We start from the raw sequence: 16630 nt of genomic DNA on the forward strand, positions 1-16630 counted from the left end.
GGTTATTTCTCCTGTTCCGGATGCTCTTGCACGGTCTCATGAATTTGTGCTGGGGATTCCCCAGCAGAGTTGTCTTCGTCGAAAAGTGGACGCAAGTCTTTCGCGTACTGAATATCCGAGTTCGACGCCCCGGCTGAGACCATCGGCCAAACTTGCGCGTCCTCCCCAACGACGAAATCGATGACGACCGGACGGTCGTTAATCTCCCGCGCTTTCGCAATAGCAGGCGCGACTTCTTCCTTTTTAGTGACCCGCAACGCGACGCAGCCCATCGCCTCAGAGAGCTGCACGAAGTCCGGCACGTAATCGCTGTTTTCTTTCTTCAATTTGGTATTGGAATAGTGCTCGTTGAAAAACAGCGTCTGCCACTGGCGCACCATACCCAAGTTACCGTTGTTAATCAGAGCCACCTTAATCGGGAACCCCTCCATGAAACAGGTGGTGAGCTCCTGGTTGGTCATTTGGAAACAACCATCGCCGTCGATAGACCAGACTTCTTTTTCTGGACAACCGGCTTTTGCACCCATAGCAGCAGGAACGGAATAGCCCATGGTTCCCAAACCACCAGAATTTAGCCACGTGCGTGGCTTCTCAAAATCAATAAACTGCGCAGACCACATCTGATGCTGTCCGACGCCCGCGACATAGACGGCATCCGGACCAGCTGCCTGCGAAAGTTGCTCAATGACATACTGTGGTGACAACGCACCGTCAGCCTGCTCGTCGTAGCCACGAGGGAAACGTTCCTGCAAGCCATGCAAGTAGGTCATCCACGGAGTCAGATCGCGAACCGCGCGGGAAGAATTGTTCTGGAAAGCTCGCAACAGACCCAGCAAAACTTCCCGGGCGTCCCCCACGATCGGAACATCCACTGCCCGAATCTTACCGATCTCCGCCGGATCCACATCAGCGTGGATAACTTTGGCATCCGGCGCAAAGGTAGAAGTATCACCCGTAACCCGGTCATCGAAACGCGCACCGATCGTGATAAGCAAATCGGCACGTTGCAAAGCTGCAACCGCGGGAACCGAACCATGCATGCCCGGCATGCCCATGTGCAGTTCATGCGATTCCGGAAATGACCCCAGCCCCATCAGCGTGGTCACGACCGGGATACCCGTGTATTCTGCAAACTCCCGCAACTCACGGTGCGCTTCCGCCTTAATCACACCACCGCCGATATACAACACCGGTTTGTCCGCCGCGGCTATCAGATCAGCTGCAGCAGTCAGTTGTCGCGGGTGTGGGTTGGTTACTGGCTTATAACCTGGAAGGTCCACCGTCGTCGGGAAAATATAGTCTAACTCTGCAACCTGCAGATCTTTCGGGATATCCACCAACACCGGCCCCGGACGTCCCGTCGACGCCAGGTGAAATGCCGAAACAATCGCTTCTGGGATTTCTTCTACATGCGTAACCATGAAATTATGCTTGGTCACAGGCATTGTGACGCCACGAATATCGGCTTCCTGAAAGGCATCAGTACCCAACATTTTGGAACCTACCTGCCCAGTAATCGCTACAACCGGGACAGAGTCCAACATAGCGTCAGCAAGCGGGGTTACCAGGTTGGTGGCTCCTGGTCCAGAGGTTGCGATCATCACGCCAACCTTTCCAGATGCTTGCGCATAGCCCTCTGCCGCATGGCCAGCCCCTTGTTCGTGGCGTGCCAGCACGTGACGTAGTTTTTCTGAGCTATACAGCGCATCGTATAGCGGGAGCACCGCACCGCCAGGAATGCCGAAAGCAATATCTGTGCCAAGGTCTTCCAAGGTTTTCACGATGGCTTCTGCACCGATCATGCGCGTGCTTGCGCTCTTGGAACCGGCGCCGGAAGCAGCTACCGACGGGCTGGGCTGGTTTGTGGCCGACACGTTATGGTCTCCATTCCATCAAGGTTTTCTATGTTTCACGCTCGGGTGATCATGCCGAAGACGCAAAATTGCGGTGTTTTATTGCGGTCTTCTCACAACAAAAGCCCCCGACATTCGCACTGTGGTGGGTGCTGTCGGAGGCGTGCGTTAATGCGGCTGCAAGTGTGTCCCGTTCGGGCACGCCCCCTAGGGCACTACTACTTGAAGTCGAATTTCGTTGATCACGAGATCTACATTACACAATGATGTGAGAAAACTCGATTTCACCCCCATCTGGCTCACAGCACCCCGTCGATGAAGTCTAAGATACGATTCATGACGCTAGATTTCGTGCTGGAACAGATCTGGCGCTGGTCGATCGAACGTGGCGTAGACTTCGCCTTGCTGTTCATCGGCGCGCTACTCGTTCCTCGGGCAGGACGCCTGGCCCACCGCTGGTCACAACACAGGTCACAGCGCATCGCCGATTTTGATGAATCTAAATCATCACTTGCCGTCGCCGGTGTTGCGATTTATATCGCGCAGCTCATTGCCTACTTCGTACTGTTCGTGTTTTTCCTGCAGCAACTAGGCTTCTCTCTCGTGGGCGCTACCATCCCAGCTACAGCCGCTTCCGCTGCCGTAGGTCTGGGCGCGCAATCGATTATTGCTGACTTTCTCGCCGGGTTTTTTATTCTGTCCGAAAAACAATATGGCATCGGCGACTGGGTGAAGTTTGAAGGCAACGGAATCGAAGTCGAAGGCACAATCATTCAGGTGACAATGCGCGCCACCCGTATCCGGACCTTGAATGAAGAGACCATCATCGTCCCAAACAGCACTGCCCGCATCTGCATCAACCATTCGCACTACTGGTCCTCAGCCGTCGTCGTGATGCCAGTCCCGCTGCTCGAAGTGAAAACCCCCTGGGAGGCCGTCGAGAGATTCCAAAAAGCAACGCAGCGCGCACTCGAAGTCCCAGAAATCGCCGAAGTCCTCAAAGGCGATTTGGAAATTCACCCAGCGGTCGGCAACGGCATCAACCCTCCCCAGGTAGTTGGCATGCCCTGGACCGTAAATATCCGTGCGATGATTATGACTGAAGCAGGTATGCAATGGATGGTTGAGCGTGGCATCCGCCTGTCTGTAATGGAAGAGTTTTGGAGCGAATACGGTTCAGCCCCAACTATTAACGGCGACCTACAGGGCGAAGTCTCCCTACGAAAGAAACCGGAATATACCGAAAACACCTCAGGTTCTTATGCTAACAACCCATGGGTGGATCTATACCTTGGCACCACCACGCCAGAAGAAAACAGCCAGGAGATCACCGAGCTAACCGCACAAGACTCCGAGCATTACCGCAGGCTGGACCCGCGCACGCTCGTCGGCAAGTTATTGTCGTTCAATGGCAACCTTCGCCCTTCAACAACGGGCCTATCGTTATTGTTTATCGCTCTGCTCATTGTGCGTATTCTCGGCTCCAGCATAGAAATCGACGGCGAACTGGTACACGGTCCGCTGGCACCCCCTGCGACAGAAACCACACTGAAGGTATCCACGAATTAAAGATTTTTCCTTCATCCCGTAGCATGGTCGCCATGAGTGTTGCAGAAAACCCAGCCCAGGGCACCAGTTTCCGCCCAGAGCGCACCCACATTATTGCCGCTGTACTCATCATTGGCATTGCAATCATGGGCATCGCCTGGGCTCCCCTTGTGCTTGGTTGGTTGTTGCTTTTCCCATTGGCCTTTATCTACTGGGCTCTACGCGCAAAAACAACCGTCACCGCAACAGGCATTACGATTACCTATGCCTTCAAATCCGATGTCACCATCGCCTGGGAGGAATTCCAAGGCATTGGGTTTCAACGATCCCGAGTTTTTGCCAGCACACGGGACGGCAAACAATTCAACCTTCCCGGGGTGACTTTCCAATCACTTCCCGCATTAGAAACCGCATCTCAAGGACGAATCCGAGACGTCCTCACCGAGGGCAAAGAAGCCGCTGACGAAAAAGTTGTGATCACTCATCGCGACGGTCAGCGCATCATGATGACACGGGACGAATTTGAAAAATACGATGGCGTTGCTGCCCAGCACTACGAATCGCACCCGGCCTCTCGCAAACAGCAGCACCAACAAGTCCACGAACACAAGCCAGACCACAGCCCCCGGAAACCACATAGCAAGTCGAGTCAGCAACAGCAGCAGCAACGCCGACGTTACCAAGGGGACAGCTGAGAAAACCGGATTTAGGTTATTTCTCCCTGCTTCGCCGACTAAACCGCACAATAGAAAGGCATCCTTGTGTACCCTCTTCGCTCGAAAGTAACAACCGTTGGCCGCAATGCTGCAGGCGCGCGCGCTTTATGGCGTGCCACCGGCACCCGGGATAATGAGTTCGGTAAGCCAATCGTGGCAATCGTGAATTCCTACACGCAATTCGTGCCCGGTCACGTGCACTTAAAGAACGTCGGAGATATCGTTGCCGAGCAAGTACGCGAAGCCGGCGGTGTACCGAAAGAATTCAACACCATCGCGGTGGACGACGGAATCGCCATGGGTCACTCGGGCATGCTGTATTCCTTGCCTTCTCGGGAAATCATCTCCGATTCTGTCGAGTACATGGTTAACGCTCACACTGTCGACGCCATGGTGTGCATTTCCAACTGCGATAAGATCACCCCGGGCATGCTTAATGCAGCTATGCGCCTAAACATTCCCACTGTTTTTGTTTCCGGCGGCCCGATGGAAGCCGGAAAAGCCGTCGTCATCGACGGCGTTGCGCAGACGTCTTCAGACCTTGTCGACGCCATCTCCGCATCGGCTAACGACAAAGTTTCTGACGACGAACTTGCCAAAATCGAGGAATCGGCCTGCCCTACCTGCGGATCATGCTCCGGCATGTTTACAGCCAACTCGATGAACTGTCTGACCGAAGCCCTTGGTTTATCTTTGCCAGGCAACGGCACCACGTTGGCAACACACCAGGCACGCCACGGTTTGTTCCAAAAAGCAGGCCAGTTAATCGTCGACATGTGCGAGCGCTATTACGGTAATGAAGACGAATCCGTCTTGCCACGCAGCGTCGCTACGAAAAAGGCGTTCCGCAACGCAATGGCGCTCGATATGGCCATGGGCGGTTCCACCAACACGATTTTGCATACCCTCGCTGCAGCCCAAGAAGGCGAGGTCGATTTCGATCTACGCGATATCGAGGAAATCTCACACCAAGTGCCGTGTCTGTCGAAAGTCGCTCCCAATGGGGTCTACCACGTAGAAGATGTGCATCGCGCCGGTGGCATCCCCGCGATCTTGGGCGAACTGCGACGCGGCGGTTTGCTGGACGAAGATGTTCATACGGTGCAGTACGACACCCTGGACGGCTGGCTTAACGACTGGGACATCCGCGGGGGCAAAGCAATCACGGACGCCGAGGATCTGTTTTATGCAGCACCAGGCGGTGTGCGCACCACTGAGCCATTCTCCAGCACAAATCGCTGGGAATCATTGGATACCGATGCCGAGACAGGTTGCATCCATGATGTTATGCACGCCCATTCTGCCGACGGCGGGCTCGTCGTCTTGCGCGGCAATCTCTCGCCAGATGGCGCTGTACTGAAAACCGCGGGTGTAGACGAAAACCTTTGGGAATTTAGCGGTCCGGCACGCGTGCTGGAATCCCAAGAAGCTGCTGTCAGCGCAATCCTCAAGCGCGAAGTACAACCTGGTGAGGTCGTCGTAATCCGTTACGAAGGCCCTGCCGGAGGTCCAGGGATGCAAGAAATGCTGCACCCTACCTCGTTCTTAAAGGGCGCTGGGCTGGGCAAAAAGTGCGCTCTGATCACGGATGGCCGGTTCTCCGGAGGCACTTCAGGGCTGTCCATTGGGCATATCTCACCAGAAGCTGCAGCAGGTGGTTTAATCGGATTAATCGAAAATGGCGATACCATCCGCATTTCCGTCAAGGACAGGAGCTTAACCCTAAAACTTGCCGACGAAGAAATTGCACGTCGTCGCCAAGAAATGGAAAACCGTGCGCAACCGTGGCAGCCCACCGAACGTAAGCGCACCGTAACCAAGGCGCTGCGTGCTTATGCCAAGATGGCTACCAGCGCAGATAAAGGGGCCGTACGCCAAGTTGACTAGCAGAGACACTAGTTTGCGGCACCACAGTGCTCCATTGCTAACCATTATCGGGCTAATTGCTGGGCTAGCCGCAACGTTTTATCGCATCAACAAAACAGCGTCGCCGGTGGATATGGTGATCTACCGGCAGGGCGTTGACGCATTTTTGCACGGTCGGGAAATGTATTCCGAGCCCATGTTTGCCGGCGACCTCGCGCTGCCATTTATCTATCCGCCGTTTGGCGCACTATTTATGGCACCCCTCAATATAATCCCTGGGATTGATGACACCTTCGCCGGTCGTATCGTCATCGCACTCTCCAACGCACTCTTGCTACTCTGCTTATGGTTGGTATGGCGCTGGCTACTCGACGCTAACCGCTGGGCCATGCCAGCCGCAGCTATTTCTTGGGCGTTGGCTTTAATCAGTGAGCCGGTGGAGCTCAACCACAGCTTCGCCCAGATTAACGTCATCCTCATGTCGTTGGTGGTACTCGATCTTGTACCCCGCAAACGCACACTCCCACAAGGATGGCTAATCGGCATCGCCGCCGCAATCAAACTAACGCCATTGGCAATGCTGCTCTATTTCCTGCTCCGCAAAGACTTCCGAGCAATAGTCACCGCCGGTATTTCTGCTGCACTCGCAACACTGCTTGCCGCTATCGTGCGCTTCGATGCCACCTGGGAATTTTATGGTGCTCGCCTTCTGGGAATGGGTTCAGGTGGAGATTTCGGAGTCAATACCTCGTACCAATCAAACAGCTCCTGGCGCGGCATGATCCAGCGCTGGTTTAGCAGCGAGCAAGCTTTGGAAGATTCCGGACACCTCGTGACTGCTCTCTGGGCAGTGTTGGTAATTCTAACTATCACCACTGGCGCATGGATCATGATCCAGTTATTGCGCCGTGGCTATCTCGTCGACGCCTGGCTTATCAACGCAGTAATCATGCTATTAATTTCTCCAGTGTCGTGGTCCCACCATTGGGTCTGGTTAGCCGTAGCGGTTCCGGTGTGGTTCTGGCGGGCACATAGCATGCGTGATTACGGCCTTGGGGCTACCGTCGCGCTCTGGATTTCCGTTCTGGTAGTCCTCGAACAACCACCGAAATGGTGGTACGGCGATGCCATCGAAGTACACGCATTAAGCTTTTGGCCGAAGGTATTTGTTAGTGATTTCGTCTGGCTCGGCTTAGCAACCCTGCTCGTTATCGCCTGGGAATGCCGACCACAAGGCAAGTATCACCGGCACAAGAAATCGCTAGCAGGATTGCCCAGCCAAACCGGGACGAGCGATAAAATAACGCTTTAAGCCGACAGTGGGTTGGTTCCTGCCAGCAACCACCATGCGACCACGACTGCCGCAATGCCGAGGATCATAAAGAGCCAGGAGGAGGCTAGCGGGCGTCGTGCCCAGCCGCGCGCACCATCAAGCGCATATAATCCGGGCCCGGTAAATTGAACTACCAGCGCAAGAACTGCTGCCATCACCGGCACCCACAAAGTTTCTTCCCAGTTAAAAACGTTGAGACCAGTTTGCGCCTGGGCAAGCTCGTGGACGACCAAAAACCCAGTCACAATCCACGCAAGCATGGCAGCAACTGGTGCTAACAAGCCAAGCAGCAAGAAAATACCAGCAGCCAATTGTACGGACGGAACTGCGATGGCCACTAAATGTGCTTGGTTATAAGCAGCAAAATCAGATTCTAAGCCTGCAATACCCTCATGGGAGCCCAGTGTGAAAAACGTCCCGGTCGCTTGAATGATCAGCCACGCAGAGAGCGCAATGCGCAGCAGGAACAGCCCCAAATCAATAGTTCCGCGGCGAGTATCAACCGTGGTCACCGGCTCTGCACTAGCAGCGTTGCCAGGCGTTTCGGCTAAGCCACCAGTTCCCTGTGCATAAGGCCCATCAACCGGAATCTGTTCATCGTTGGCGAGACCTTGCTGCCCCTGTGGAACACCTTGCTGAGTTGGCACCGAATACCCGGCTTGTTGTGGTGTAGCAGATGCTGCAACCGGTACGGTGGTCTGCTTGCCAGCAGGATCAATGACTTCGGTAGCGGCAAAATCTTCATCCCGGTATTCCGGACGGTGCTCATCCACTGCGTCCGACACGCCAGCATCCGCCGCGCCAGCATTCGGTGCACCAGCATTCGGTGCACCAGCATCCGTAGCGCCAGTATTAGTAGCTGCCTCTGGCTGGGCAAACTGCGTCGTTGGTTCGGAATCAACGCTCGCACCAGTAGCGCGATTTTCGCTAGAATTCGGCTCGATCACCTGCGGAGCTGCCCGGCCAGCTCGTTCGAAAATAGTTGTACGAGCTTCTGTAGACGGAGAAATTTTCTCTGCGTCAGCTTTTGCCCGTTGTGGTTTTTCGGAAGGTTGCGTCGTCGATGTTTGCGGCCCCTCATAGGTGGGGACGTCGAATGCGTCATCGTGAAAATCCGCTTTATCTGGTTTTCGGCCAGCATTGCCACCTTGGGCTGTGTTGGAAGTATTTTTTCGATCGCTCATGGACCCAATTTATGCGATCACCCTGCAGAAACCAGGCACCAACCCACCGATAAACCGAAGAGGTTACTAGCACTGGTCCAACAATTCGCCAAGCACTCGATGTTCAGCGTCAGTAGCCCATAACCCGTAAACATATTTCACGTGAACCTGAATACGCCCATAATCGCAACGAAAAGCCTTGTTGGCTGGCAACCAACTGGCAGCATCAGCTGCACCTTTCGCGCGATTGCTGGATGCGTCCACGGCCAAGAGATTAATAGGGTCATTCGCGAAATCACGGCGCTTAGTTTCACCCCATTCGAAAGCCCCCTTCACCCAGGCGTCGCCAAGCGCAACTACGTGTTCGATATCTACCTGATTGTCCCCACGACGAAAGTCAATGTGTTCACCGGTATACGGGCTAGTAAACTCGCCACTTTCCACAAGGCATCCATGGGTCCCATTGCGAACAGAGATCTGAGCTAGATCGCGTTGCAAAATATCATTGCGAGTATCACAGCCATTACGTCCACCAGCGACATTCACATCGTCAGTCCACGCAGAACCAAAACGCTCCCTATCATAGCCGGTTTTCGGGGCTCGGCCTTTGATCTCCAAGCTCTGATGCATGGCACGGTAATCCAGCGAGTCGTCTGTATAGACACCTGGTTGCGCATGCGGAAACGGATGCTGCGCACTCTGATTCTCCGATGCTTCCGCATTCGTTTCCGCAGCCTGTGTGGTGGTAACCGTGGTAGACACCGTGGTAGTTGTAGTCGCACCAGCTTGCCCCTGGGTGGAATCTGCACCCCCAGAAACAGTGCAGCCTGATAACAGCACAGATACTGCGCCCATCAGGGCAATCCCCGTAGTTTTTCTTAGCGCTCGCATAGTGCGCTTAGATTACCACAGCTTTTGCTATAGTTGACACGTCATACAGTTTCCGTTTTAGAGAGAGCAATTACGCATGCCGCAAACAGATGATTGGGCCGGAGACGCCCACAACGCCGCCACTAGCGGAGAATTCCGACGCGATACCAACTACATCGGGGACCGTATCCTCGCATCAGTAAGCACCACCCAGGCGCAACTAGCAGAGCAGAACGTCATGCATTGGCCAGTCCAACCACACCGGTACCGACTGGTAGCGGCACGCGCCTGCCCCTGGGCACACCGCGCAGTGATAGTGCGCCGACTACTAGGTCTAGAAGACGTCATTTCCCTAGGGCTAGCCGGCCCTACACACGACAAACGTTCCTGGACCTTCGACCTGTACCCAGGCCAGGTCGATCCTGTACTACGCATTCCTCGTCTCCAGGACGCCTACTTTAACCGCTTCCCCGACTATCCCCGCGGCATCACAGTGCCTGCGCTAGTAGAAGAATCTAGCCGAAAAGTAGTCACCAACGATTTCTCGTCGCTCGTGCGCGATTTCCAGACCGAATGGACAAAATACCACCGCGAAGGAGCCCCGAACCTACTCCCACCGCGCGAGCAACACGCAGAAATGCACGAGATTAACGAGTTCATCTTCAAAAAATTCAACAATGGCGTCTACCGCTGTGGATTCTCCGCATCGCAAGAAGCCTACGAACAAGCCTACGCAGATGTCTTCGAAGTATTGGACTGGCTCGAACAGCGCCTAGCATCCCGGCGTTTCATCATGGGTGAGCACATCACCGAAACCGATATCCGGGCTTACGCTACCTTGATTCGCTTTGATGCCGTTTACCATGGTCATTTCAAAGCCAACCGCAACAAAATCAGCGAAATGCATAACGTCTACGGCTACCTGCGCGAACTATTCCAAACCCCTGGGTTTGGCGACACGACGGATTTCACTGAGATCAAACAGCATTATTACATCGTGCACCGCGAAGTTAATCCTACGCAGATCGTGCCCGCTGGCCCAGACATGTCCGGGCTGGCACAACCACACGGGCGTGACCATCTAGCTGGTGCTCCATTCGCGGAAGGCACCAGCCTCCCCGGCGCACTACCCGAAGAAGAAAAACTAAAAAACCCGACCCAAATGCAACGCGAACTTTTCCGCTTACATTAGGTCGGGTAGAAAACTAAACGCCCATCCGATTAATCGGCTTGCGACCGCTTCTCTTCTTTTTCAGAAGGAGACTCATCTGCAGGCCGCACGGAATCCTGGGCGAGAGAATCCGCATAAGTATCTGCCGTCTTTTCTTCCTTGGCTTCTGCTTGGTTTTCGTCGGCAAGCAACTTGTAGTCTTCGCCGATGCTGAAATCGACATCATCGTCATCATCCAGCTGGGTGGCGACTTCATCCGAAATGTAGTTGTACAGTTCCTTGTCGCCCAAGTTGGACTCCGAAACCAACTTCTGCATTTCTTCGTTGTGCTTCTTTTCAAGTTCCTTATCAGGGTGCAAAGACAAGTACATCAGTTGGCGCAAGCGCGCGCGTTTAGTGGCTTCATCGCGAATCCGCGAGAAAGACTTAATCCAGGCACCAACCAGCACCACAACCATGAACATGCCCATGTAACCCAGAACTGGGTAAACGTATTGCATCAGGATGTCGAAGCCGATAAAGCTGACGGCAAATCCCAGCAAGGTGCCCACAATGAAGATCACGCGGTACTGGTTCTCGCGGCCAGCGGAAAGGCGCTTACCGAGAGCGTAGAACATACCAATTGCGGTGTTAAACACCATGGCGAAGATCACTAGCGCCATGATCAGGCCGAGGTTGTCGTTGATGTCATCAACCAGGGTGAGCATCGGAATCGAGGTTCCATCAATCAACTCTGCATTGAACAACATCGCCATGGTCGCCAAAACCAACATGATGGCGTAAGCGATACCACCGAACAAGCCACCCCAACCAGCTTCACGTGGATCCAGGTAGTCGCCACCAATAACCAAGGTCATCGAGACCGCAAGGATCAATGCGAGACCGTTGTAGTTAAGAGCCGACAACAGCCAGTTACTAATTGGGCTCTCAATTTCCGCAGAACGTTGCGCAACCAAATTCACATCGTCTGGCCAGTTGAAGAAGGTATAGATGGCAACAGAAACAATCGCGATGATAATCAACGGCGTAAGCAAACCGATGATGCGCGAAACTTTATTGACATCCAACATTCCGGCTACAAGAACCAGCACCAGCATAACCGTGGAACCAATCCATGGCTGCCACCCGAACTGCTGCTCTAAGTTAGAACCGGCACCTGCAAGCATCACAAAGCCGATAGAGAACAGGGTGATGACTACCGAAATGTCCAACAAGATGGAGACGATTGGATGTGTGGTGCGTTTAAACACCAAGCGGTGTTCGCGGGCATGGAAATAACTGCCCAATTGCAGAAACACAGTTCCAGCTAGGGCCATAATGATGCCTGCTACCGCAGCACCTGCTAGCCCCCACATTCCATAGGACGAGAAATACTGTACGACCTCACGGCCGGTAGCAAAACCTGCACCGACAACGAGGCCCACAAAGGACAGGGCAATACCTGTAATGCGTGTATAAGACACGAATCATCGCTCTTTCTTAGTGTAAGAACATTGTCTTCGAAGAATTGACGTTCCTACGATACACGCACTAAGGCATTTTGTATTGTTGAGCGTTTATTCCGCTAGCTTTTCCGCGATCAATTTGTTGACTTGACCTGGGTCAGCTTTACCCTGCGTAGCTTTCATCACGGCACCGACGATAGCGCCAGTGACCTTCTTGTTTCCGGCGCGGTACTTCTCAACAATATCCGGGTTATCAGCCAAGGCGTCGTCAACTGCTTTTTCAATCGCACCATCATCACGAACGACCTCAAGACCGCGCTTGGCGACGACCTCGTCGACATCGCCCTCGCCTTCCAAAACTCCGTCGACAGCCTTACGCCCCAGCTTCGTGGTCAACTTTCCTTCCTTGACCAACTCCACGACGCGCGCAACCTGTGCCGGGGTAATCTGCAACGCGGCCAGTTCCAGGCCACTTTCGTTGGCCTTGCCAGACAAGTAAGAAACCCACCAGGCACGAGCCTCATCGGCGGTCGCACCGTGCTCCGTAGTCTCAATGATTAGCTCGAGCGCACCCGCGTTGACGAGATCACGCATCTCTTTATCTTTCAGGCCCCACTCTTCCTGAATACGCGCACGGCGAATCCACGGCATTTCTGGAAGGGTCTGCTTGATTTCTTCTACCCATTCGCGCGGAGCAGATACCGGTGGCAAGTCTGGATCGTTGAAATAGCGGTAATCTTCCGCAGTCTCTTTCGGGCGTCCCTGGGCCGTCGAACCGTCCGACTCCTGGTAGTGGCGAGTTTCCAGGGCAATCTCTTCGCCGTTATCCAATGCATAAGCTTGGCGCTGCATTTCGAACCGTACGGCCTGCTCTACTGATTTCAACGAGTTGATGTTTTTCGTCTCGGTACGAGTTCCGAATTCCTCGCTGCCCTTTGGACGCAAGGAAAGGTTGGAATCTACACGCATTGATCCCTGATCCATGCGAGCATCAGAGACGCCGAGCGCTGCAACCAGTTCACGTAAAGCGGTCACATAAGCGCGAGCAACCTCCGGGGCCCGCTCGCCGGCGCCGACGATTGGCTTAGTCACAATCTCGATCAACGGAATGCCAGCACGGTTGTAATCAACCAATGACGCAGTCGCACCGTGAATACGACCATCAGCGCCACCCAAGTGGGTCAACTTGCCGGTGTCTTCTTCCATATGCGCGCGCTCAATTTCTACACGCCACTCGGTGCCGTCATCCAATACCACATCGAGGTAGCCGTCGTAAGCAATCGGCTCATCGTACTGCGAAATTTGGTAGTTTTTCGGCTGATCCGGATAAAAATAATTTTTCCGGGCAAACCGGGAAGATTCTGCAATCTGGCAATTCAATGCCAGGCCAATCTTGATAGCCCATTCCACGCCTTTGGCGTTAACTACAGGCAGTGCGCCAGGCAGCCCCAGCGACACCGGATCGACATTTGAGTTTGGTGCATCACCGAAATGCGCCGAGGAGGTAGAAAACATCTTGGTTTCCGTCCCCAACTCAACATGGACCTCAAGACCCATCACCGGGTCGTACTTTTCTAGGACTTCGTCGTAGTCCAGCAAATCATACATCGCAGCAGTCATAGCCACCATGGTAATGGTTTTGGCCGGGACTTCGTGCACGGGGCTTCAGCACCGCTATTTAGCCGAACAGCGCCTGGGCAATTTCGTAACGACGCATAGGCACAGTTTTGAGCCTAGAGACGACTTCTGCCAGCGGAAGCGTCTCGATATACTCTCCTTTTAACACCACGCAGGAGCCAAATTCGCCGCGATGGGCCGCGCGGGTGGCATGCACGCCAAATCGGCTGGCGAGGACACGGTCAAACGCGGTGGGGGTACCTCCACGCTGCACATGTCCCAGTACGGTGGTCCGCACGTCATAACCAGTAGAACGTGATATTTCCTCCCCGATCAACTGCCCCATACCACCGAGCCGACGGTGGCCGAATTCGTCGACCCCCTTGTCATCAACCGCCATAGTGCCTGGTCGCGGTTGCGCACCTTCCGCGACCACGATAATGCCGTACTTCTCCCCCATCTGGAAACGCCGTTCCATCGACTTGGTGATTTCACTGACATCGAAAGGAACTTCCGGAATCACGATATGGTGAGCACCTCCGGCTAAACCTGCGTGCAAAGCAATCCATCCGGTATGCCGCCCCATGACTTCCACGATAAAGATCCGCTGGTGTGATTCCGCAGTAGCGTGCAGGCGGTCAATTGCGTCAGTAGCAACCGCGACTGCACTATCAAATCCAAAGGTGTAATCAGTTGCCAACACATCATTATCAATGGTTTTCGGCACGCCAATCACAGGGACACCGTTATCAGCCAACCATTTCGCGCCTTTCAGCGTGCCTTCACCGCCAATTGCGATTAACGCATCGACGCGGGCGTCAGCAAGATTATCCTTGATCGTTTCTAAATTAGCTTTGAAAATATCCGGGTGTAAGCGTCCGGTTCCTAAAATAGTGCCACCGCGAACCAAAATCTTATCGATGGCGTCATCGTCGTAAAGGTCGACACGATCGTCATCCAACAAGCCCAACCAACCGTCGCGGTAACCGACGACAGTGGAATCATGTTCCTGATTCGCCGTGCGAACGACGGCACGGATAACGGCGTTCAGACCTGGACAGTCGCCGCCCGAAGTCAATGTGGCAATACGCATGCTTCTACTGTAGGCAAGCCAGCGCAGAGTTGCAGCGTGCGGTACGTCTCGCTACCGACTACTCCCAATTTTTAGCATTCTCACCACAGCCACCAATACCTGTTGCCGGCCGAATTCTAAATAGTTTTACGATAAAACAACGAGGTCAACAAACCGATGGCCAATACCACCACGAGCAACAAGAGCGCATTGGCAGCCCCCACCGCTAAACCCGAAGCAGCGACAGTGATTTGCAGCAACGCCGATAAAATAGACACACCGAACACCGAGCCTAATTGCCGCGCGGTGTTATAAACGCCTGAGGCAGCACCCATGATTCGAGGTTCCACATCACGCATGGTAGTAGCCGAGTTCGTGCCCCAGACAAAAGACTGGCCGATTCCCAAAAGGCTCACGGCAACCGCAAGCCACCAAAGAGGAAACTCATGAGCCATGATCCACCAGCATGCTGCGCACGCACTCAGCATCGTGCTAAACCCAGCGACGACAAGATTGCGCGGATGGAATTTATCCGCCATGATGCCCGCGATCGGCGACACAAATAACGAGGTCAACGCCATAGGAACCATCAACAGACCCGCGCTAGCAGAGTCCAAGCCCTGACCGTCTTGCAACCACAGCATGATCGGTAGCATCAACGACGCCGCCATAAAACCCATGCACGCGATGATGATAATCCCCAGCCGGTAATTGTGATTCCGGAATAAAAACAACGGGATCATGGCTTCCATGCCACGTGCCTGCGCAGTAGCTTGCAACCTAATAAAGCCATACAAACCAGCGATGCCAGCCAACAGCATGAGCCAAATCCACCACGCCCAATCGGCCTCCGGCGCCTGCTGGATCGCACCAACCAATAACAGCATAGAAAGCAAGGACACTGCAACGGACAGTGGATCTAGCTTTCGGGCATAGGTCGGCATACGAGGTACCCACAGCGTCGCCAAGACAACAGCTAGGACGCCTAAAGGCACGTGGATAAGAAATACCGCCTGCCATGAAGACGAGTTAATTAGTGCGCCACCGAGTACCGGCCCGGTAATCGCAGCTACCGAGCCGATAATTCCCCATACCCCTAACGCGCGCCCACGACGCTCACGGGCAAAAACTCGGTTGATTACCGACATAGTCTGCGGCATTTGAATGGATGCGCCGAGTCCCTGTAAGCAACGAGCAGCAATCAATAATTCGATACTAGATGCTGTAGCGGAAGCGACCGCACCAATAACAAAGACGGTAATACCAATGCGAAAGAGGCGTCTTTGTCCGAACCGATCTCCCAACCGGCCGGTAAACAACAAAGGAACCACCACGAACAGGAGAAACCCGGAAGATACCCAAAGGGTTTGTGCCAACGAAGCATCGAATTCTCGTCGTATGCTCGGAAGTGCCACCGCAACTAGGGTTTGATCCAGCAAAGACATGAAAAAGCCCAATGAGAGGGCGAACATAGCCTTCCATGCCTGGGCTTCTGGGAGCACTGTCGATTCGGCAGCGGTATGCTTATTTTCTGCGGACGTCTGTCGTCGGCCGTGCGAGGGAGTCACTCCGCTGATCCTAGCGCGGAACCAGTGCTGAGGCCTAGACTAACGGGCATGGCATTAATCGATAAGAAATCTCCGCAAGAAGTATCGACGGCAACCACCACCGCTTTCGGTTTGGTGGGCGGCTATCTCACCGCCGTCCAGACCGGAATCCGCCCCCTCGGTGGTGTGATACTCGGCTCTGCTGGTTACTGGGCGGCACGCTCGTGGGCTGCTAAGACCACTCCGGCAACCACGGCTGGATTGCTGGGCGGATACATCGCAGCATTCGGCCTATCGCACCCTTTGGCCAAGAAGATCGGCTCCTGGCCAGCAGTTGGCGTGGTAACCGCAGCCACCGCGGGTGCGGCGTACGCCCTATCCGATCGGAAATAAAGCACTGGTGGATCGTACCCGGCACCGCGCCTAATA

Annotated in this window: 13 protein-coding genes; 6 read left to right on the plus strand and 7 right to left on the minus strand. The window is 54.2% G+C overall.

All coding sequences use genetic code 11. The features are described from left to right. Positions 1–2: 2 nt before the first annotated feature. Positions 3–1874: an acetolactate synthase large subunit gene (locus HMPREF1292_RS08940; protein WP_021352356.1), complete on the minus strand. Its 1872-nt coding sequence runs from the start codon at positions 1872–1874 to the stop codon at positions 3–5. Positions 1875–2189: 315 nt separating this feature from the next. Here HMPREF1292_RS08940 and HMPREF1292_RS08945 point away from each other — a divergent pair, with 315 nt between their 5' ends. The 4 genes from HMPREF1292_RS08945 to HMPREF1292_RS08960 all read left to right on the plus strand — a co-directional run bounded on the left by HMPREF1292_RS08945 (position 2190) and on the right by HMPREF1292_RS08960 (position 7295). Then, positions 2190–3422, plus strand: a complete 1233-nt coding sequence (locus HMPREF1292_RS08945; protein ID WP_023019609.1) for a mechanosensitive ion channel family protein — start codon at positions 2190–2192, stop codon at positions 3420–3422. Positions 3423–3454: 32 nt separating this feature from the next. Continuing rightward, the gene (locus tag HMPREF1292_RS08950) at positions 3455–4096 is read left to right on the plus strand and encodes a PH domain-containing protein (RefSeq protein ID WP_232218023.1); all 642 of its coding nucleotides are present in this window, start codon (positions 3455–3457) and stop codon (positions 4094–4096) included. A gap of 66 nt (positions 4097–4162) precedes the next feature. Then, the gene (ilvD, locus tag HMPREF1292_RS08955) at positions 4163–6004 is read left to right on the plus strand and encodes a dihydroxy-acid dehydratase (RefSeq protein WP_021352359.1); all 1842 of its coding nucleotides are present in this window, start codon (positions 4163–4165) and stop codon (positions 6002–6004) included. A 34-nt stretch (positions 6005–6038) separates the two neighbouring features. Beyond that, the gene (locus HMPREF1292_RS08960; RefSeq protein WP_126849642.1) at positions 6039–7295 is read left to right on the plus strand and encodes a glycosyltransferase family 87 protein; all 1257 of its coding nucleotides are present in this window, start codon (positions 6039–6041) and stop codon (positions 7293–7295) included. On the opposite strand, the gene HMPREF1292_RS10530 is transcribed toward HMPREF1292_RS08960, so the two are convergent. Both HMPREF1292_RS10530 and HMPREF1292_RS08970 read right to left on the minus strand, forming a co-directional pair. Further along, positions 7292–8500: a DoxX family protein gene (locus HMPREF1292_RS10530; RefSeq protein WP_023019612.1), complete on the minus strand. Its 1209-nt coding sequence runs from the start codon at positions 8498–8500 to the stop codon at positions 7292–7294. The genes HMPREF1292_RS08960 and HMPREF1292_RS10530 overlap by 4 nt on opposite strands. A gap of 66 nt (positions 8501–8566) precedes the next feature. Then, a complete protein-coding gene (locus HMPREF1292_RS08970) occupies positions 8567–9334 on the minus strand; it encodes an HNH endonuclease family protein (RefSeq protein WP_021352362.1) in 768 nt (255 codons plus the stop codon). A gap of 112 nt (positions 9335–9446) precedes the next feature. Between HMPREF1292_RS08970 and HMPREF1292_RS08975 the strand changes: the two genes are divergently transcribed. Further along, on the plus strand, positions 9447–10541 hold the full coding sequence (locus HMPREF1292_RS08975) for a glutathione S-transferase C-terminal domain-containing protein (protein WP_023019613.1): 1095 nt from the start codon (positions 9447–9449) through the stop codon (positions 10539–10541). Positions 10542–10570: 29 nt separating this feature from the next. On the opposite strand, the gene HMPREF1292_RS08980 is transcribed toward HMPREF1292_RS08975, so the two are convergent. From HMPREF1292_RS08980 to HMPREF1292_RS08995, 4 genes are all read right to left on the minus strand, one after another. Then, positions 10571–11983, minus strand: a complete 1413-nt coding sequence (locus HMPREF1292_RS08980) for a hypothetical protein (protein ID WP_023019614.1) — start codon at positions 11981–11983, stop codon at positions 10571–10573. A gap of 93 nt (positions 11984–12076) precedes the next feature. Continuing rightward, entirely contained in the window at positions 12077–13585 is a 1509-nt protein-coding gene (gene gatB, locus HMPREF1292_RS08985) for an Asp-tRNA(Asn)/Glu-tRNA(Gln) amidotransferase subunit GatB (protein ID WP_024272668.1), read from the minus strand. 58 nt (positions 13586–13643) lie between these two features. After that, positions 13644–14675, minus strand: a complete 1032-nt coding sequence (locus tag HMPREF1292_RS08990) for a 6-phosphofructokinase (protein WP_023019615.1) — start codon at positions 14673–14675, stop codon at positions 13644–13646. Between the two features lie 116 nt (positions 14676–14791). Then, positions 14792–16222, minus strand: a complete 1431-nt coding sequence (locus tag HMPREF1292_RS08995; RefSeq protein ID WP_023019616.1) for an MFS transporter — start codon at positions 16220–16222, stop codon at positions 14792–14794. 48 nt (positions 16223–16270) lie between these two features. Between HMPREF1292_RS08995 and HMPREF1292_RS09000 the strand changes: the two genes are divergently transcribed. Then, the gene (locus HMPREF1292_RS09000; protein WP_021353126.1) at positions 16271–16594 is read left to right on the plus strand and encodes a hypothetical protein; all 324 of its coding nucleotides are present in this window, start codon (positions 16271–16273) and stop codon (positions 16592–16594) included. The last annotated feature ends 36 nt before the right edge of the window (positions 16595–16630 follow it).

Source organism: Corynebacterium sp. KPL1995 (assembly GCF_000477935.1).
GTDB lineage: Bacteria > Actinomycetota > Actinomycetes > Mycobacteriales > Mycobacteriaceae > Corynebacterium > Corynebacterium pseudodiphtheriticum.

Excerpts from the sequence above, each read along its gene's own strand:
- HMPREF1292_RS08945 (WP_023019609.1), top strand. The coding sequence starts at position 2,190 with ATGACGCTAGATTTCGTGCTGGAACAGATCTGGCGCTGGTCGATCGAA.
- HMPREF1292_RS09000 (WP_021353126.1), top strand. The coding sequence starts at position 16,271 with ATGGCATTAATCGATAAGAAATCTCCGCAAGAAGTATCGACGGCAACC.
- HMPREF1292_RS08950 (WP_232218023.1), top strand. The coding sequence starts at position 3,455 with ATGAGTGTTGCAGAAAACCCAGCCCAGGGCACCAGTTTCCGCCCAGAG.
- HMPREF1292_RS08970 (WP_021352362.1), bottom strand. The coding sequence starts at position 9,334 with ATGGGCGCAGTATCTGTGCTGTTATCAGGCTGCACTGTTTCTGGGGGT.
- HMPREF1292_RS08975 (WP_023019613.1), top strand. The coding sequence starts at position 9,447 with ATGCCGCAAACAGATGATTGGGCCGGAGACGCCCACAACGCCGCCACT.
- HMPREF1292_RS08990 (WP_023019615.1), bottom strand. The coding sequence starts at position 14,675 with ATGCGTATTGCCACATTGACTTCGGGCGGCGACTGTCCAGGTCTGAAC.
- HMPREF1292_RS10530 (WP_023019612.1), bottom strand. The coding sequence starts at position 8,500 with ATGAGCGATCGAAAAAATACTTCCAACACAGCCCAAGGTGGCAATGCT.
- gatB (WP_024272668.1), bottom strand. The coding sequence starts at position 13,585 with ATGACTGCTGCGATGTATGATTTGCTGGACTACGACGAAGTCCTAGAA.